Genomic DNA, 18461 nt, shown 5'->3' on the forward strand with positions numbered 1-18461 from the left:
GCGGAGAGGAGGGGGCATGGAGCGTGTGCCGGGTCGGGTGCCGGTCGAGCTCGGGGTTGCTGCCGCCGAAGTCGCGTTTCGGATGGCACTCCGGAGACCGGTGACGCTGCTCGAAGCGAGTCACTCCGAACTGACCGATCGGCTCGTCGAGTTGATCTGGGAGGTTTACACGAGGTACCTGTCTTCCCCGCTGGACACCGAGGACGCGCTCTCGGAGCAGGAGATGACACACCGACTGCTCGCTGCCAATGCCTTTTTCGTAGGAGTGGCCGTGTTGGAGTCGCTCTACCGAATGGACACCGTCGCGCGCTGGATCGTCGGCGGGCTCGACGAGGAAGAGCTGAGCGCCTGACAGGAGAGGGACAGGGGCGGAGGCGACGCTCCGCTCCTGTCCTTTTCGACTTCGTTCGGGCAAACTCGAGCTGGAGGGCATTTCATGGCGGAGCTGACGCATTTCGATGAACGTGGCCAAGCGCGTATGGTCGATGTGGGGGCCAAGCCGGAGACGCACCGTGTCGCGATTGCACGTGGGCGCGTCTATCTCCGCCCGGAGACGCTCCGGCTGATCCGCGAGGGACGGGCAGCCAAAGGGGACGTGCTCGCCGTTGCCCGTGTAGCTGGCATCATGGCCGCGAAGCGGACGGGCGAGCTGATTCCGCTGTGTCACCCGCTTCCTCTGACCAAAGTCGAACTCGACCTCAAGCCCAACGAGCAGGACTCGTGCATCGAGATCGAGGCGCGGGTCGAAACGATCGGTCGAACCGGCGTGGAAATGGAAGCCCTCACCGCCGTCGCTGTCGCCGCGCTCACCGTGTACGACATGGTCAAGGCGGTCGATCGCGCTATAACGATCAGCGAGATTGGCCTGGTCTACAAGGCTGGCGGCCGCAGCGGTGAATGGCGTCGTCAGGAGTGAGTTGCTGCGCCTGTAACAGCCAGGTGAGTCGTCCCATCCTCCGCCTGGTCACCGGTGCGGATGACCTCCCCAGCGGTGCCACCACCGACCACGCGATCGTCGACGTAGAGTACGACTGCCTGCCCGGCAGCGAGGGGCGGAGCCGGATCGTCGAAGATGACCCAGTTCCCCTCCAGGCGTGCCGGGATTCGCGGACCCTGATAGCGGATGCGGGCATCGGCGTGGGTGACCGGCTCGTGCCAGATCGGATCGACCAGGCGCACGGCACGGGTCAGGATGCGCTCCCGGGGCGCGACACGCACGACGGCCGTGTCCGGCTCGATCCGCGCGACGTACCGGCGTTCCGGCGTCTGGCGAGCCCACTCGAGGCCGCGCCGCTGGCCGATGGTGACAAAGGCGATACCCGGGTGCGTACCGACGACCTCGCCACGCACATCGATCAGTGGACCCGGTCGTCCCGTTTCGGGGCGGCGCTGGGAGACGAGACGACCGATGCCTCCGTACGTCTTGGCAAAGCAGAGGTCGACAGAGGACGGCTTCTGCGCCACGAACAGCCCCGCCTCTCGAGCGATCGCGCGGACGGTCGTCTTGTCGTACTCGCCGAGTGGAAAAATCAGCCGCTCGAGTTGCTCGACGGTCAAGCGGTACAGGACGTACGACTGGTCACGCTGGAGATCACGCGCCTCGGCGATCCGCCAGCCGCTCGGTGTCGCGACCTTTCGAACATAATGGCCGGTCGCGACGTAGCGGATGTCGAGCGCATCGGCGAGTTCGAGCAAGGCTGGAATGCGGACGCGATGGTTGCAGGAGATGCACGGGTTCGGCGTTTCGGCCCGCGCGTAGTGCTCGACGGTCGGGTTCACGACATTCTGCTCGAAGTGCGGGCGCAAGTCACGGACGTAGAACGGTACTCCGAGCTGCGCGGCTACCGCTCGTGCATCCGCCGCAGCCACGTCACCGCAGCACACACCGTCCAGGTCAGGTGCCGAATCGAAGAGACGCAAATGGATCCCGATAGGCTCCCAACCGGCCTGCTTCAAGAGATACGCCGTCACTGCACTGTCGACGCCGCCCGAGAGGGCGACCAGAATCCGCTCCGCCATCGAACACTGCACCGTCCACTCGGTTCATCCGACTAATTGTAGCGAACCGACCGATTGCCTGCCAGCTCACTCGACCCGATACCGTCCGGTCTGAATCGGCTCGGCATGCGGCACCACGACCGTGAACGTACCTTCGCCCTCGATCTGGCTCTTCGGGCAGGTTCGGACGAGCAGCGCGCCGGGAACGGGTACGAGTATGCTCATCCAGGGGAGCTGCACGGGGACAAGATGCGGCTGCAGTCCGGCGATGGCCAGATCGTCGACGCGGGCATCGGTCGTGACCCAGCGCTGGAGGAGCGGGCTCAAACGTGGGCCGAGCAGCAGGGCAGCGATGAGTCCGACGAGGAACGGGAGAAAAGAGAGGTGGCGCAACAGCAGCAGCGTGATGAGGAAGGCCAAGGCCAGGACGAGCTGGCTCGCGATGAGCGTGGTTCCGCAGCGTGGGTGAATCGCGAGCCGGTGCTCACCACGCTGTAAACGCTGCAGTCCTTCCTGGGCGGCGTCGAGAACCAAAGCGGGTGAAACGGAACCGAAGATGAGAAAGCCGTCCGGCTGTGCTAGACCGGCGAGCCGGCTCGGGCCGTACCGTTCCTCGATGACATTGATCGTCGCGTGTTCCAACGCGTGATTCCGTCGCAAGCGACGGTCGCGGAGCAGCCGGGCCAACTGACCTGGTGCGGTGACGAGCGTCACCAACGACGAGACAGTCAACCCAACCAGAATGGTCGCGGCGAGCAGTCCGAAGACGAGCAAGAACGCGAGAGCGAACAGGGCAAACACGGGATCCTCCGACGATCACTGACGTCAGCAACCCAGTATGCCACACTGGGCGAGGATATCATTCGATGGTAAAAATACCTGCACGTCGAAAGGATCGATCATGCAACGAGAAGCATACCAGGTCGCCGTCGCGGAACTCCTGCTGGAGTTGGCCCGCCACCTCCGTCGCCGGACGCACCCGCTTCAGCAGAGTGACCTCACCCCCGAGCAGTTCTGGCTTCTCAAGCGGCTTTGGGTCCATGGCCCGCTGCGGGTCGGTGAGTTGGCAGCACAACTGGGGGTGACTCCCGGATCCGTTACCGTGGCCTGCAAACGGCTCGAACGTCTCGGTCTCGTGCAACGAGAGCGGGGAGCGAGTGGAGACGAACGCGTGGTAACTGTCAGTTTGACGCCAGCCGGCCGCCAGCGACTCGAGGCTTGGCGCGATGCGCGAAGGGGCTACCTTCTCGAGCTACTGTCGTCATTGAACACGGACGAGTTGGAAACGTTGCGTCAGTTGCTGGCACGGTTGGTGGTTGCTGCCGAGCGCGTCGACCGGGAGGGCAGGGATCTTCATGCCGCTCGTTGAAGTCGAACAGTTGGTGCAACGATTCGGTGACGTCGTTGCCGTCGACGGGCTCAGCTTCGCGATCGAACCTGGTGAAGTCTTCGCGCTCCTCGGGCCCAATGGAGCTGGCAAGACGACGACGATCCGCGTCCTGGTCACGCTCCTCCGGCCGAGTGCTGGACGGGTACGGATCGCTGGACTCGACGTGGTGGAGCACCCGACGCGCGTCCGGCGAGTGCTCGGCTACGTGCCACAAACGCTCTCGGCCGATGGTTCGCTCACTGGATACGAGAACTTGCTGATCGTCGCAAAGCTGCTCCGGCTTCCCCGGGCTGAGCGAGAGCGAGTCATTGCCGATGTGCTTGCACTTGTGCGTTTGGAAGATGCTGCGGACCGCCTCGTGCGGACGTATTCCGGCGGAATGGTGCGTCGCTTGGAGATCGCACAGGCGATCCTGCACCGGCCGCTCCTCCTCGTCCTCGATGAACCCACGGTCGGTCTGGATCCGACTGCGCGACGGGCGGTGTGGGAAGCGCTGACTGCACTGCGTGTGCGTGACGGTACGACGCTCCTCGTGACCACGCACTACATGGAGGAAGCCGATCTCTTTTGTGACCGTATCGCGATCATGAATCGCGGACGCCTGGTTGCGATCGGCACAGCGGCTGAGTTGAAAGCGCAGGTCGGGGGCGTTTCCACGCTGGATGAGGTCTTCACGGCTTTGACAGGAGATACGCTGGAGTCGGGAGGGTCCTATAGTGAGGTCCGGCAGCTCCGTCGGCGTCTCCAACGCTTCGGTTGACCTTTCAAAGCGCCTCGCCGAGGCGATTCGTCCGCTCTCGCCGCGGGAGCACCTCCTGAGTTTCGTGAGTGCCTCGCTCGTCGTCGCGGAAGTCGAGGCGCGCAAGTTGCGCCACGACCCCTGGGAAGTGATCACTCGCGTCGTCCAACCGTTCCTCTGGTTGACGATTTTCGGGCAGGCAGTCGCGCGTGCCCGTCTGATCGGTGGGCAGGAGGACTACTTGACCTTCATGGCGCCGGGAATCCTGGCGCAGTCCGTCATGTTCACCGCGATCTTCTATGGACTCGCGATCATTTGGGAACGCGATGCCGGTATCTTGCAGAAGATTCTCGTGCTTCCGGTACCGCGAGCGAGCTTCGTGACAGGAAAAGGACTGGGTGCCGGGCTGCGTGCGCTGATCCAGGGCCTCGTCATCATCCTCATCGCCCTCTTGCTCCGCGTGCACTTCCGGGTGAACCTGTGGACGGTCCTGACCAGTGCGGTCGCCATCGTCATCGGCGCGGCCGTGTTCGCGACGTTGTCGATGTTGCTCGCGACGCTCCTCAAGACGCGCGAACGGTTCATGGGTATCGGCCAGGTGCTCACGATGCCGCTCTTCTTCGCCAGCAACGCTATCTACCCCTTGGACCTCATGCCAGGCTGGCTCCAGGTGCTGGCGCGGGTCAATCCCCTCACCTACCTGGTCGAGCTCCTGCGCAACGCACTCGTCCATGGGATCGTCCCGGGCGCTGCGCGCGACTGGCTCGTCCTCGTCGCATGGCTCCTCGTCCTGCAAGTTTTGGTGAGCCGTCGCTACGATCGCGTACTCCTGTAATGCGCTCCGGTGCGGGAGGAGACGGGAACCAGTCGCTGCTTTCCCTCGTCAACTCGTTGGGAGACCTGCGAGCGAAGGGGGAGCGATGCGGCACCTCGCGTTCTGGTTGGTTCTCGTCTCGGTCCTCGCATCGGCCTGTGCACGGCCGCAGGGGCGGACAGTGCCCAGTCCTGTGCCCGCATCAGGCGAGGTCGGGAGTGCTGCGCCCGTTCAGTCGGTCGGCATCGAGTGGGCCGGTGGCAGTGGCCGTCTCGTCGTCCAGGAGGCCGAACTCCTGGTCGAGAGTGCCGATATTCGGCGTGCGGCTGACGCGTTCCAATCCCTGACACGTTCCTTCGGTGGCCATGTCAGTGTAGCCGACATCGCCACTGCGACGGAATCGAGCGAGCCAAACCAGGCGAAGCTGACGCTGCTGGTACCGGCGGATCGATTCGAGGAGTTCCTCGCTGTGCTCAAGGGCTCGACGGATGTCCTCCGCGTTCGGAGCGAGATTCGTCGTCAGAACGATGTGACCGATGCCGTGATCGATTACGCGGCGCGCCGGCGGTCGCTGGAGCGAACCGAGGCACGTCTTCAGCAGCTCCTGGAACGGGCCACGACGATCGACGAGGTGCTCCGTGTCGAGCAGGAGCTCACGCGTGTCCGAACCGAGATCGAACGGATCGCGGCACAGCAGGCAGAACTCGAGCGGCGGATCGCCTACGTTGAAGTCCGTGTCCTGGTCGTTCCACCGACTGTGACCGAGGTCCGATCGCTCGGCGAGACAGCGCGAGAGGCCTGGCGGACGTCGCTGTTTCTCCTGCGAATGCTGCTCCACGGCATCGTCTGGGCAGTGATTCTGAGCTGGTGGCTGCTGGCAGGTGCAGCTGTTGCAGCGGCCGTTCTGGTCGGTCTGTGGCGCCGGCGTCGCGCGCTCGGCCGGAGCGCGAGCAGCAGCTAGAACTCCGGAAACCGGACGGATGGTTCCAGGCTGCAAAACGGGCCAACGGAATCAGAGTGACCGCGGGGCATCGAGGACCCTACTCCGAACTGTCTCACAGGGCGATGACCTCCCGCAGTTCCTGTTCGTGGCTATCCGTCGCTCGCGACCTGGGGTGGTGCACGAGTGCTCCACGACGTTAGCCGGTGGCCGAGGTCGCGTATCCCGTGGAGAAGCTCGTTGCGGTCGAGGTCGGGACGTCCTGCCGGCATGCTCGTGTGAGGGGCCGCCGCTGTGGCGATACCGAGGGAGCGCATCGCGTGGTGTAACGATCGCGCAGTGGCCTTCGCTCCGGGGGTACGCTCTACCGGTCGGTCTGGCGAGATTGACGCCTCGGGCTCGCTCGGCGAGGATCGTCAAGTGGTGGCGGATGAGCATAGGGTAAGGTGGTAGGACGTGGACAATCGACGACCGCTCGCTGAATCGCTGCGACAGCAATTGGCGGGAGTGAGCACCGCGACACTCTGGACACAGCTCTACCGCCGGGGATATCGGAATCAGTTCCTGCAGGACGTCCGGCCGCTCCGGCCTGATGCGCGCTTCGTCGGGTTGGCGCGGACGCTCCGGTATCTCCCGGCCCGAGCAGACCTGCTCGCTCTGCTCGAACGAGAACCGGAGCGGAATGCCCAGCGCCAGGCGATCGAAGCGATCGAGCCGGGCGACGTCCTGGTCATCGAAGCTCGTGGGGAAACCGGCACAGGCGTGCTCGGCGACATACTCGCGGCGCGGGTCATGGCACGTGGCGGTGTCGCGATCGTGACCGATGGGGCGTTTCGTGACACACCGGGTATCGTGGCCCTGGGTATCGCTGCATACGCGCGTGGGCAGCACGCTGGTCTCTCGCAGAGTTTGCACGTACCAGTCGACTGGGATGTCCCGACCGCGTGCGGTGGTGTGACGATCCTGCCCGGTGACGTCCTCGTCGGTGACGGCGAGGGAGTCGTCGTCATCCCGCATGACCTCGCCGAGGAGGTGGCAGCGGCAGCCGCTGAGCAAGAAGAGCTGGAAGCGTTCATCCTGGAGAAGGTGCGGCAGGGTGCCCCACTGGCCGGAACCTACCCGCCGAACGACGAGACGAAACGCGAATTCGAGGCCTGGCGCCGGTCACGCGGTCAGTGACGATTGCGGGCCGAGAATCGCGAGACCGGCCAGCGCGTATGCCCGGGCACATTGGACGAGGTCGTCGATCGCGACCCATTCGTCTGGTTGGTGGGCGACACGCGGGTCGCCGGGGCCGTAGATGATAGTGGGGTAGCCCCGCGTGGCGAAGAAGCGACCATCGGTGCCCATGCTGAAGCCGGTGAGCGTGGTATCGAGGCCGAGATAGCGATTCACAGCGACCATCGTGCGGACGAGCGGAGAGTCTTCCGGCTGGACGATCGCTCTTCTCCCGGGCCATTCTGGCGCTGCTTCGACGATGACACGGAGACCGGGCGTAGCGGCGACAGCTCGCTCGGCGATTTCACGGACCTCCTCGACGGCCATCTCGGGCTCTTCGCCCGGGATGAGCCGCCGGTCGATATAGATCGAGCAGCGGTCAGGAACGACGTTCGTCTTGACACCGCCTTCGATCAGACTGATCGTGGCGGAGGCGGGTGCGAAGTAGGGATGGCGACGCTCGGCGAGGCGTGGCCAGAGGTCGTGCTGGAGCGCCGTGATAACCCTCGCCATGCCTTCGATCGCGTTCACTCCCTCCCATGGCAAGGCACCGTGCGCGGTACGTCCGAAGACGGTCACGCGAATGCCGACACCGCCGCGTTCACCAACGCAAACGCGGTTCTGCGTCGGTTCGGCGACCATGACCGCATCCGGGCGGAGATCCTCGCGTGCAGCGATCCTGGCTGCACCGAGCCGGCCACCGACCTCTTCGTCGGCCACTTCGGTAACGATGAGCGAACCGTGCAAGGGAATACCGCTGCGGACGAGGGCAGCGGCGGCCACCAGTTGGGCAGCCACGCCGCCCTTGACATCGCATGCGCCACGGCCGTAGATGCGACCGTCCTGAACGGTTCCCGCGAACGGAGGTACCGACCAAGCCGATTCCTCGCCGATCGGTACGACGTCGAGGTGCGAGTTCCAGAGCAGCGTCGGGCCGGGGCGCGTGCCGTAGCGTGCGATCACGTTCGGCTTCGTCTCTTCACCAGCATCGAGTTCGACGGTGAACCCCGCCTCGGCGAGATAGCGCGTGCAGAGAAAGGCAGCGTCGGTGACGTCGCCGGGTGGGTTGACAGTCGGAATCTGGATGAGCTGACGGGCGAGGTCGACGAGTTCCTCGGCGTGAATCGACTCGAGGACTCGCTCGGCCAGGCGTGGATCGATCGATATCGTCGACATCGTTTCCTCCAGACGGTCGTTCGCGAAAGCGGACCGAACGGAACGCTATGCTATGCTCGGCGGGAGCGAGGAGCTTGTCAAGCGGAGGACAGCTGCTGCGATGACCAGTGTCGTACGAGACCAGTTGCGGACCATTTTGCGACGCGTACGCGGTATCGCCTTCGATATGGACGGTGTGCTCTACCGAGGGGAGCGACCGTTACCGGCAGCGGCAGCGCTGCTGGCAGAGCTCGCTGAACGGGGAATCGGATTCGTCATGGTCACGAACAACGCGACGAAGACGCCCGAGGAGTATGCGGCCAAGCTTTCCCGGATGGGGATGACGGTTCCGCCGGAGCGTATCGTGACCTCAGCTATCGCGACCCGCGACTGGATGCGCCAGCGCTACCGACCGGGCACGACGGTCTACGTCCTGGGGATGACCGCGCTGGAGCGTGCGGTGTACGACGGAGGGTACTTCGTGCGCGCCGAGCGCGATGCGCAGGTCGTCGTGAACGGAGCGGATTTCGCGCTCACGTACGAGAAGTTGAAGATCGCGACGCTGGCGATCCGCGCGGGAGCGGACTGGATCGCGACGAACGCTGACCGAACGTTTCCCTCGGAAGAGGGGCTCATTCCCGGTAGCGGCGCGATCGTGGCAGCGCTGCAGGCGGCGACCGATCGCTCGCCGATCGTGATCGGCAAGCCGGAGCCAGCGATGGTGCTGCGTGCCGCTGACATACTCGGCATTGCACCTCACGAACTCCTGATGGTCGGCGATCGGCTCGATACCGACATCCTGGCTGGTCGACGGGCCGGTGCAGCGACTGCACTGGTGCTCACTGGGGTCTCTTCGTTGACCGAGGTGCAGGCGAGTGCCGTGCGACCGGATATCGTGATCGACGACCTCCAGGTACTGCTCGAAGCCGTGCGAGGTGAAGAAGCGTGAGGCGAGTCGGCCGGTACTGGATCGATGACCCTCGGCTCATCCAGGGACGTGACGACGTTTCGCCAGAGGGGTTCAATCCCGGCGCGCTGCGGCTGCAGTATGCACTGGAAGCACTCGAGGGCGTGGAGGGACGTGTCCTGGTTCCCGGTTGCGGTGCCGGGCGTTACGTACGAGCCCTCGAGCGTGCCCGGCCTGACCTGTGGGTCGTCGGCGGTGACTTGAGTCGGCGGGCCATTCGCGAAGCACGGGCACGCGATCCGGCTGAACACTACGTCGTGCTCGATGCCTGCCAGTTGCCGTTTCGCTCGGGCGCCTTCGACGCGGTCGTGTTCCTGGACGTGCTCGAGCATGTTCCGGTACCGGCTGCGATGATCCGCGAGTGCGTGCGTGTTTTGCGCACAGGTGGCATCCTGCACGCCTTCGTGCCGCTGGAAGCGCAACCTGGGACGTTGTACTGGTTGCTGCGAGCGAGCGAGCGCTGGCCGATCCATCGCTGGAAGCGTGACCACGTCGGGCACATCCAGCGCTTCTCGGATCTAGACATTCTGCGCCTGCTCGGTCGAGTCGGCTTGGAAGTCCGAACGCTGAACTATAGTTTCCATTTGATCGGTCAACTGCACGATCTTCTCGACTACTGGCAGCGCGAGCGTACCGCTGGGGGTTCGGGAGCACTCCCGACTTGGTTGGTACGACTCCTGGTTCGTCTCGTTTTCGTCTTCACCTGGCGGGCCGCAGCTGTGGAAGACCGGCTATACCGCGGCCGCGTGCTCGCGGCAGGTTTGCACGTGACGGCGTACAAACCAACGGACACCGAGCAGGCCACGGTTACCGCGGGGGCGACAGTGCTGGTCGGCTAGTTTCGTAGGAGGGGATCGATGATCCCGATCATCGACGGACACACGGACTATTTGCTATCTCTTCTGGAAACGGGTCGCGATTTCCTCACAGAGAGTGACTGCGGTCATGTCGACCTGCCGCGGGCACGTCGCGGCCACCTCGCCGCGATGTTCAGTGCGGTCTTCATCCGTGATGCGTATCTGCCCGACCAAGCGTTGCTACGGACGATGCGAGCGGTCGACCGTCTGCTGCAGACGATCGCAGCCTCCGGTGGAGCCATGCAGCTCGTCACGACCGTCAGCGAGCTCGAACATTGCCTCCGAACCGGTACCTTCGGTGCCATCTTGCACTTCGAAGGCGCAGAGGCGATCGATCCCGAGTTCGCGGTCCTCCGTTTGGCCTACCGGCTCGGCCTCCGCTCGCTGGGATTGACCTGGAGTCGTCCGAACATCTATGCCGAAGGAGTCGGCCCCGACGATCGCGGTCGAGGACTGACCGATCTCGGCCGGGCACTCGTACGAGCGTGCAACGAGCTGGGCGTTTTGATCGACGTCTCGCACTTGAACGATGCCGGGTTCTGGGACGTGATCGAGCGGTCGACGCAACCGGTCGTCGCGAGTCACTCGAACTGCCGAGCCTTGTGTCCAGTGCCACGGAACTTGACTGACGAGCAGATCCGTGCGTTGGCGGCGAAAGGTGGCCTACTCGGCATCAATTTTCATGTCGGCTTTCTCCGCCCAGGAGCCGAGCGACCGGACGAGGTGAGCCTCGGCGACGTGATCGCTCATATCGACCACGTCGCCGAGCTCGTCGGCATCGACTACGTCGCTTTCGGCTCGGACTTCGACGGTGCGACGATGCCGCACGATCTCCCGGATGCCGCAGCAATGCCGCGTCTGGTCGAAGCTCTCTCCCGGCACGGGTACGACGACGTCGCCGTGCGCAAGATCTGCTACGAAAACTGGCTCCGCGTCTTGCGGACCGTCTGGCGGGCGTGAGCCCGACCGTTCAGACCTCGGTGACCAGCTCGAGCGACTTGTCGGCGACGATCCGCTGCGCCATGGCCAGGAAGCGCTCGAGGGGCATCGCTCCGAGATTCTCGTTGGTGCGGAGTCGCACCGCGATGGTCTCTTCAGCTGCCTCGCGGTCTCCGACGACGAGCATGTATGGCACTTTCTGCAACTGAGCATTCCGAATCTTCGCTTGCATCCGGTCATCGCTGTCGTCGACCTCCACCCGGAGCCCTGCTTCGCGCAGGCGTTCGCGTACGCGGTAGGCGTACGGGAGGTGGCGATCGGCGATCGGGATAACGACAGCCTGCACCGGTGCCAACCAGACGGGGAATGCACCGGCGAAGTGCTCGATCAAAATGCCGATGAAGCGTTCCAGCGAGCCGTAGATGACGCGGTGGATGACCACCGGCGTCTTCTCCGTCCCGTCCCGATCGGTATAGGTACAGCCGAAGCGACGCGGCAACTGGAAATCGAGTTGGATGGTACCGGTCTGCCACTGCCGACCGAGTGCGTCCTCCATCAGGATGTCGATCTTCGGACCGTAGAACGCTCCCTCGCCTTCTCCGATGAGATAGTTTCCGGGCCCAGCATGCTCGTCGAGAATGCGTTGCAATGCCGCCTCGGCCTTGTCCCAGGTCTCTGGGTCACCCATGAAGTCGTCAGGGCGGGTCCCGAGACGCAGCGTGTACCGGAGACCGAAGATACCGTAGAACAACTGGGCGATCTCGAGAATCCGAGCAAACTCTTCTTCAATCTGCTCTTCGGTGACGAAGATATGTGCATCGTCCTGCTGGAACTTGCGAACGCGGAGAAGGCCGTGCAGCGTGCCGGAACGCTCGTACCGGTGCAGGATGTCGCAATCGGACAGGCGCAGCGGGAGGTCACGGTAGCTGTGCTTCTTGAGGTTATAGACGACCATGGCGTTCGGACAGTTCATCGGCTTGACGCCATACACCAGATGGTCGTCGAGCTGAATGAGGAACATGTTCTCCCGGTAGTGTTCCCAGTGACCCGAAGTCTCCCAGAGGCTCTTGTCGTTGATAAGCGGGGCTGCGATCTCCTGGTAGCCACGCTTTTCATGCTCCTGTCTCCAAAAATCGAGGAGCAGGTTGAGAATCTTGAGCCCCTTGGGGAGCCAGTACGGCATACCCGGTGCGGTCGGGTCGAAGTGGAAGAGCTCGAGTTCCCGGCCCAGACGGCGATGGTCGCGCCGCTCAGCCTCTGCCAGGCGGTGGAGATAGGCCTCGAGTTGCTCGCGCGTCGGCCAAGACGTGCCGTAGATGCGCTGGAGCTGTGGGCGGCGCTCGTCGCCGCGCCAGTAGGCACCGGAGACACGAAGAAGCTTGAAGTAGCCGATTTGGGACGTGTCCCGAACATGCGGTCCTCGGCACAGATCGGTGAAGCCGTCGTGCGTGTACGTCGTGATGATCTCGTCCGGCGGGAACTCGTCGATGAGTTCCAACTTGTAGGGTTGATCGCGAAACAACTCGCGGGCCTGCTCCCGTGTCACGATCTGCCGGATGAATGGATAGGCTGCCGCCTTGATCTCTTCCATGCGCCGCTCGATCCGCTCGAGATCTTCAGGCGTGAGCGGCCGGGGCAGGTCGAAGTCGTAGTAAAACCCATCGGCGATCGCTGGGCCGATGCCGAGTTTGGCGCCAGGGAACAGTTCGAGCACGGCCTGGGCCATCACGTGTGCGCAGGAGTGGCGCATGCGGGCGAGATCCAGCTCCTGCTCGCTCTCGGGGGCGACAGCGAGATCCATTTCCTTCGTGACATCGCTCATGCTGTCCGACCTCCTGACTGGCTCACATCTTTCCTCGATCAAAACGAAAGCCTGCCATCCGGTTGGGACGGCAGGCCGAGCCTGACGCGGTTCCACCCAACTTTCCGCCGAGCAGACGCCTCAGCGGCACTCGTTGGCTCGCCCGATAACGGGGGCACCGGATTCGGTTACTCGGTTTCACCGAACCAGCTCACGGGTGGTGCGGGCGACCATCGGTTCCTAGCCGAGCTCGCAGCCAGTGACTCAGCCTCTCTGCAGGACGAGAGTCGCCGCATGTCCCGGTCCTCGCCGTTCTCACGAGAATGGTAGACGTCGAGTGAGATCACTGTCAAATGCGCTCGTCCCGGTGAGCGCTCGAACGATGGAGGAGTTCCGTGTTCCGCGGACAAGTGCTGCGCCTCAACATCCCCACACAGAAGGTGCCCCTGTAGGTCTGCACCGGTCTCGTCTGGATCGACTGGCTGAACGATCCTCCGTGAGTGCAGCGATGCATGCGCTGCCGAGCGAACAGGCACAAAAACCCTCGCCGCACGGCGAGGGTTTCGAAACCAGGTGGGCGGTAGTAGACTCGAACTACTGACCTCCACGATGTCAACGTGGCGCTCTAACCAGCTGAGCTAACCGCCCACGCCGATACAGAGTATATCCACACGGGGGCCGAGCTGCAAGGAGAGCAGAGTGAGAAGGGCACGCGCGGCCGACGACCCCGTCCGCGACTTGCAGGCATCTTCCGGTCTGCTCGAGCGGCGATGCGCCTCGGTTTCTCGCACGAGCGGGCACGATTCCCGCGCATGCCGGTCCTTCGCGACGGTGCTGCGATACCGTGTGTGCACAGATCGTGCCAGGGGGCAAATCCTGGAGTGAAATCCTGATGTTGCCCGAACGAGCAGGTGACGAGATGTCCGGTTGGTTTGCCTGTGGCACGGGTTCAGCACAGTGCGTTCGTCAATGTCCGAAGTGGCTGTATATCACCTCGCGCGGTTGCCACTGGATATCCCAGGTTGCGAAGCGACCGAGAAGCTGACGGGCGCGCTCGTGTAAGGTCCGGAGGATCGGGTTGCGCACCTTGTATGTTCCCCGGAGCTGGTTCACGATGAGTTCGGAGTCGGTGTGGACGTGCACAGCTGTCGTTTCCGGTCGAGCCCCCTGCTGCTCGAGCCTTTCGAGGAGCGTTTCCAGTGCTGTAATGAGCGTCCGGTACTCAGCTTGGTTGTTGGTGAGTTCCTGGTCGAACTCGATGCGCTGCTGTTCGACTGCACCGTTCGGGAATTCGAAGCGGAAGCTCCCGTAACCGGGTCCGGGATTGCCGAGCGATCCACCATCGAAGTAGAGAACGACACGCTCGATGGTTTCCTCCGTCTGCACGCTGCGGTCCCTCCGACATCACAGAAAAACGGGAGAGGCTCTGCGGACATGAACCTCTCCCGAATCGTACCAGCAGCACGCACGCTCAGCTCGCCACAGCGGCGTGGCGCTCGCGCGACTCCTGGATAATGGTCTCCGCGAGGTGTTGCGGAACCGGTTGATAGTGACTGAATTCGGTGCGGAAAGTTCCGCGCCCCTGGGTGAGTGAGCGGAGTTCCGTCGCGTACCGCTGGAGTTCGGCGAGCGGCACGAGCGCCTCGATCGTCGTCCATCCGTTCTCGTTCGGCGTCATGCCGAGCACCTGTGCACGCTTGCCGTTGAGGTCACTCATCACGTCACCCGTGTACGCATCCGGGACGGTGACCTGGAGGCGCATGATCGGTTCGAGGAGGATCGGCTTGGCAGCTGCCTGGCCCTTGCGGAACGCCTGTGCTGCGGCGATCTTGAAGGACAGCTCCGAGGAATCGACCGAGTGGTAGGAACCATCGACGAGCGTCACTTTCACGTTGACGACCGGATAGCCAGCCAGCACGCCGGCTTCCATCGCCTCCCGGACTCCTTTTTCGACGGCAGGGATGAACTGCTTCGGTACGACGCCGCCGACGATCGTCTCGTGAAACTCGAAGTCGGCATCGGGAAGCGGCTCGAGGTCGAGGAAGACGTGCCCGTACTGCCCGTGGCCACCGGTCTGCTTCTTGTGCTTGTACTCGACCCGACGCACCGGTACCGAGATCGTCTCTCGGTACGGAATGCGCGGTAGGCTCCAGTCGACGTGAACGCCGAACTTCCGAGCCATCCGATCGAGTGCGATCTGAATGTGACTTTCGCCGAGTCCGGAGAGGAGCGTCTCACCGGTTTGGTTCTCGCGACCGATACGCAGGGTCGGATCTTCTTCGAGGAGACGCTGCAGAGCGATGCCCATTTTGTCCAAGTCGGTCTTCGTGCGTGGACTCACGGCGACTGTAAAGACCGGTTCCGGGAACTCGATACCAGCGAGCGTGAGCGGTCGGTTGGGATCGGTCAGTGTGTCACCTGTCCGGGCGACCTGAAGTTTCGCGACGGCTCCGATGTCACCTGGTCCGATCTGACCGACCGGCGTCTGTTCTTTCCCGCGCACGACGAACAGTTGTCCGATGCGTTCGGTCTCGCCGCGTTGTGGAACGGCAGCGTGCGAATCGGTGCGCAACGTGCCAGAGTAAACGCGGAAGTACGACAGTTTGCCGACGAAGGGATCCGCAATCGTCTTGAAGACGACCGCGGCCAACGGACCGCTCGGTTCGGGACTGAGTTCGATCTCCGAGCCATCAGGTCGTCGCGCCAGGGTCGGACCAGGCATGGGGAAGAAGTCCACGATCGCATCGAGGAGCGGTAGGACGCCTTTGAGCGAGGTCGCCGCAGTAACGAAGACCGGTACGATGCTCCCGCTGGCGATGGCTGCTCGCAGGCCAGCACGAAGCTCGTCTTCGCCGATTTCCTCTCCCTCCAGGTATCGCAGCGTCAGTTCTTCGTCGCTCTCGCAGGCTGCTTCGACGAGCTGAGTGCGGAACTCGTCGAGCATGCTGACCAGTTCGTCTGGGGCGGTTGTCGGTTCCAGCGCACCATTGTCGGAGTACAGGAAGGCGCGACCTGTCAGGACATCGACGAAGCCACGGAACGTCTTCTCCTGTCCGATCGGTAGCTGCATGGGGACGACGCGGTTTCCGAAGGTGCCGCGGGCACTCGCGAGGGCTCGTGCGAAGTTGGCGTTCTCGCGGTCCATCTTGTTGATTACGATCGCCCGAGGGAGACCGATCGTTTCCGCTAATCCCCACACCTGCTCGGTGCCGACCTCGACACCCACCGTTGCGTCCATCAGGATGAGGGCTGCATCGACGACACGGAGGGCACTGCGGACTTCTCCAGCGAAGTCGAAGTATCCCGGAGCATCGAGCAGGTTGATTTTGTGATCGCGCCATTCGATCGGCACGATGCTGAGGAGTATCGAGATACGGCGCTTGTGCTCATCCGGGTCCCAATCGGATACCGTCGTTCCGTCCTCGACCCGGCCGAGTCGGGAAATCGCACCGGTAACGAAGAGAAACGACTCAGTCAACGAGGTCTTTCCAGCTCCACCATGGGAAAAGAGACCGACATTCCGGATCCGTTCAGGGGTGTACTGTTTCACGGTACCCTCCTCACTAGCCAGACCGGCGACGGGCCCCGTCGGGAGACCGGTGGCTCGAGTCTGGACTGGCGCGAGTTCGGCGCATCCTGCACCTCAGCTCTCGGGAACTGCAGTTGATAGTATAACGTCGCTGCTCGTGCGTGGCACTCGACGTGAAGCCGTAGAGGGGGTCCGATGACCAACGAATCAGCGTCGTCTCGAGCGGGACTCGCTGAGCGGTTGTTCGAACTGACTCGCGAACTGGCTGATCGGGACGGTGTTTCGGGTCATGAGCAAGCGGTCGTTGCTCGTCTCGTGGAACTCTTCAGGCCGTTCGCGGATAGGATCGATGTCGATTCGTTCGGGAACGTGTTCGTACGACTCGCGACATCGGTAGACCGACCGGTCCTGATGGTGACGGCACATTCGGACGAGATCGGGCTCCTCGTGAAGGGGATCGAACCGAACGGGTTTCTCCGCGTCGAGAAGATCGGTGGAGTTATCGAGAGCCTGCTACCCGGTCGGCACGTGCGCGTTCGCGGCCATCGCGGTGTGATCGGTGTGCGCCCCGGCCATCTCATGACGCCTGAGGAGCAGCGGAGCGTGCCGCCAGTTCGGGAGTTGTACGTGGATCTGGGGTTCGACTCGGCTGAGGAAGTGCTGGCGCTGGGCATCCAGGTGGGAGATCCGATCGCATTCGAGGAGCCGGTGGAGCGTCTGGCGAACCCGCAGCGGATCAGCGGAAAGGCGCTGGACAATCGTGTCTCCTGTGCGTTGCTGGTTGCGCTCGCTGAGCGGCTGCGTGGGGCGGAGTTGGGATGCCAGCCCGTACTGGTGGTCACGGTGCAGGAGGAGGTAGGTCTGCGTGGTGCGCAGATGGCTGCCTACCGGCTCGTGCCGGATGCCGCCATCGTGGTCGATACCGTCCCAGCCGGAGGGACGCCGGACACCGATCTCGTGCGCGACCTGGGCATTCGGATCGGTGGTGGGCCGGTCCTCGCACTCGCGAGCGGCATGGGGGGTGTGCGTGGACATCTTGCGCATCCTGGGATGCGCGATTTTCTTCTCCGAGTCGCCGAAGAGCGTGGCATTCGAGTACAGCGGGCATTGTTCCCACGCAGTACCTCCGACGTGGCTGCCGTGCACCTCCAGCGCGGAGGAATTCCGTCGATGGTCGTCAATATCCCCCGCCGGTATGCGCACAGCCCGGTCGAGACGCTCGATCTCGACGACGTCGTCGCGACGCTGGAACTCCTGGAAGCGGCGGTTCGGGCTTTCGACGCCACGGTCAGCTTCGACTTCCTCGCTGGTTATCGGTGATGCGGTTGTGTCACCGTGCCACGGTGGCGTGCCCGCTCGTAGGCTGTCCGTAGCCCGTGCAATGTCAGATCAGGCTCGAGCGCTGTGAACTCGGGAACCAGCGGTGCGACGAGCGTCGCAAGACCACCGGTCGCGATCGCGGGTGCGTCCTGGCCGAGTTCTTCGCGAATGCGGCGAATCAAGCCACGGACGAGTTCGGCATACCCGATGACCGTGCCAGCCTGCAAGCCCTCGCGCGTGTTGCGGCCGATCGTCCGACCAGGTGGCTCGAGTGCGACGGTAAAGAGGCGAGCGGCCCGCTGCGTGAGTGCATCGAACGCGATCGCCAGGCCAGGGGCGATGGCTCCGCCGATGTATGCACCGCGGCCATCGACGACATCGAATGTCGTACCGGTACCGAAGTCGACGACGATGACCGGGGCACCGTACCGCTCGATCGCGGCGATCGCGTTGCAGATGCGGTCGGCACCGACTTCCGTTGGCTGGTCGACATCGAGCACCAGTCCCAAATCTTGCGAACCATTGACCACGAACGGTTCGCTCGCGAGCCGCTGCCGGACGAGTTCCGTGAAGACCGCTGTCAAAGAGGGAACGACACTGGCGATCGCGACGGACCGTACAGCCTGAATGCGGAAGCCTTCGCTCTCGCTCAGCGTGACGAGCTGCACCCACCACTCGTCAGGCATCCGGTCGCGCGCTGTGGCGAGACGCCAGCGCGTTCGCAACTCGGAGCCGTCGAAGAGACCGATCACGACATTGGTATTGCCGATATCGACCGTCAGTAACACGGTGCA

18 protein-coding genes and 1 tRNA gene are annotated in these 18461 nt (G+C 63.6%); 11 read left to right on the forward strand and 8 right to left on the reverse strand.

What is annotated here, in order from left to right; all coding sequences use genetic code 11:
* The first annotated feature begins 16 nt into the window (after positions 1 to 16).
* Positions 17 to 352 (forward strand): hypothetical protein, encoded by a 336-nt coding sequence (locus tag OO015_RS09085; RefSeq protein ID WP_265940914.1) that lies wholly within the window; start codon positions 17 to 19, stop codon positions 350 to 352.
* Positions 353 to 436: 84 nt separating this feature from the next.
* Positions 437 to 916: a cyclic pyranopterin monophosphate synthase MoaC gene (gene moaC, locus OO015_RS09090; RefSeq protein WP_265940915.1), complete on the forward strand. Its 480-nt coding sequence runs from the start codon at positions 437 to 439 to the stop codon at positions 914 to 916.
* Here moaC and mnmA read toward each other — a convergent pair.
* The gene (gene mnmA, locus OO015_RS09095; protein WP_265940916.1) at positions 907 to 2019 is read right to left on the reverse strand and encodes a tRNA 2-thiouridine(34) synthase MnmA; all 1113 of its coding nucleotides are present in this window, start codon (positions 2017 to 2019) and stop codon (positions 907 to 909) included. The genes moaC and mnmA overlap by 10 nt on opposite strands.
* 66 nt (positions 2020 to 2085) lie before the next feature.
* Entirely contained in the window at positions 2086 to 2799 is a 714-nt protein-coding gene (locus OO015_RS09100; protein WP_265940917.1) for a DUF6391 domain-containing protein, read from the reverse strand.
* 100 nt (positions 2800 to 2899) lie between these two features.
* Between OO015_RS09100 and OO015_RS09105 the strand changes: the two genes are divergently transcribed.
* The 5 genes from OO015_RS09105 (at position 2900) to OO015_RS09125 (ending at position 7060) form a co-directional block, all read left to right on the forward strand.
* Entirely contained in the window at positions 2900 to 3367 is a 468-nt protein-coding gene (locus OO015_RS09105; protein ID WP_265940918.1) for a MarR family winged helix-turn-helix transcriptional regulator, read from the forward strand.
* On the forward strand, positions 3354 to 4148 hold the full coding sequence (locus OO015_RS09110) for an ABC transporter ATP-binding protein (protein ID WP_265940919.1): 795 nt from the start codon (positions 3354 to 3356) through the stop codon (positions 4146 to 4148). Before OO015_RS09105 ends, OO015_RS09110 begins: the two co-directional genes overlap by 14 nt.
* Complete coding sequence (locus tag OO015_RS09115; protein ID WP_265940920.1) at positions 4105 to 4962, forward strand: ABC transporter permease; 858 nt, start codon at positions 4105 to 4107, stop codon at positions 4960 to 4962. The genes OO015_RS09110 and OO015_RS09115 overlap by 44 nt, the downstream gene beginning before the upstream one ends.
* A gap of 85 nt (positions 4963 to 5047) precedes the next feature.
* Positions 5048 to 5902, forward strand: coding sequence for a DUF4349 domain-containing protein (locus OO015_RS09120; protein ID WP_265940921.1), 855 nt, complete (start codon positions 5048 to 5050; stop codon positions 5900 to 5902).
* Positions 5903 to 6337: 435 nt separating this feature from the next.
* Positions 6338 to 7060: a hypothetical protein gene (locus OO015_RS09125; protein ID WP_265940922.1), complete on the forward strand. Its 723-nt coding sequence runs from the start codon at positions 6338 to 6340 to the stop codon at positions 7058 to 7060.
* Here the strand turns inward: OO015_RS09125 and OO015_RS09130 are convergent.
* On the reverse strand, positions 7046 to 8275 hold the full coding sequence (locus tag OO015_RS09130; protein ID WP_265940923.1) for a M20 family metallopeptidase: 1230 nt from the start codon (positions 8273 to 8275) through the stop codon (positions 7046 to 7048). The genes OO015_RS09125 and OO015_RS09130 overlap by 15 nt on opposite strands.
* Before the next feature lie 100 nt (positions 8276 to 8375).
* On the opposite strand from OO015_RS09130, the gene OO015_RS09135 reads away from it, so the two are divergent.
* The 3 genes from OO015_RS09135 to OO015_RS09145 are packed head-to-tail and all read left to right on the forward strand — an operon-like array spanning position 8376 to position 11038.
* Positions 8376 to 9203: an HAD-IIA family hydrolase gene (locus OO015_RS09135; RefSeq protein ID WP_265940924.1), complete on the forward strand. Its 828-nt coding sequence runs from the start codon at positions 8376 to 8378 to the stop codon at positions 9201 to 9203.
* Positions 9200 to 10060 carry a class I SAM-dependent methyltransferase gene (locus OO015_RS09140; protein ID WP_265940925.1) on the forward strand — a complete coding sequence of 287 codons (861 nt, stop codon included), beginning with the start codon at positions 9200 to 9202 and terminating at the stop codon, positions 10058 to 10060. Before OO015_RS09135 ends, OO015_RS09140 begins: the two co-directional genes overlap by 4 nt.
* 18 nt (positions 10061 to 10078) lie before the next feature.
* Complete coding sequence (locus tag OO015_RS09145) at positions 10079 to 11038, forward strand: dipeptidase (protein WP_265940926.1); 960 nt, start codon at positions 10079 to 10081, stop codon at positions 11036 to 11038.
* Between the two features lie 10 nt (positions 11039 to 11048).
* Here OO015_RS09145 and thrS read toward each other — a convergent pair whose 3' ends face one another.
* From thrS to fusA, 4 genes are all read right to left on the reverse strand, one after another.
* Entirely contained in the window at positions 11049 to 12839 is a 1791-nt protein-coding gene (thrS, locus tag OO015_RS09150; protein ID WP_265940927.1) for a threonine--tRNA ligase, read from the reverse strand.
* Between the two features lie 553 nt (positions 12840 to 13392).
* A tRNA-Val gene (locus OO015_RS09155) sits at positions 13393 to 13466 on the reverse strand.
* Positions 13467 to 13784: 318 nt separating this feature from the next.
* Entirely contained in the window at positions 13785 to 14204 is a 420-nt protein-coding gene (locus OO015_RS09160; protein ID WP_265940928.1) for a ribonuclease HI family protein, read from the reverse strand.
* Positions 14205 to 14289: 85 nt separating this feature from the next.
* Positions 14290 to 16368 (reverse strand): elongation factor G, encoded by a 2079-nt coding sequence (gene fusA, locus OO015_RS09165; RefSeq protein WP_265940929.1) that lies wholly within the window; start codon positions 16366 to 16368, stop codon positions 14290 to 14292.
* 174 nt (positions 16369 to 16542) lie between these two features.
* On the opposite strand from fusA, the gene OO015_RS09170 reads away from it, so the two are divergent.
* Positions 16543 to 17667 (forward strand): M42 family metallopeptidase, encoded by a 1125-nt coding sequence (locus OO015_RS09170; RefSeq protein ID WP_265940930.1) that lies wholly within the window; start codon positions 16543 to 16545, stop codon positions 17665 to 17667.
* Here OO015_RS09170 and OO015_RS09175 read toward each other — a convergent pair.
* Positions 17658 to 18455 carry a type III pantothenate kinase gene (locus OO015_RS09175; protein ID WP_265940931.1) on the reverse strand — a complete coding sequence of 266 codons (798 nt, stop codon included), beginning with the start codon at positions 18453 to 18455 and terminating at the stop codon, positions 17658 to 17660. The genes OO015_RS09170 and OO015_RS09175 overlap by 10 nt on opposite strands.
* Between the last annotated feature and the right edge of the window lie 6 nt (positions 18456 to 18461).

Source organism: Thermomicrobium sp. 4228-Ro (genome assembly GCF_026241205.1).
GTDB lineage: Bacteria > Chloroflexota > Chloroflexia > Thermomicrobiales > Thermomicrobiaceae > Thermomicrobium.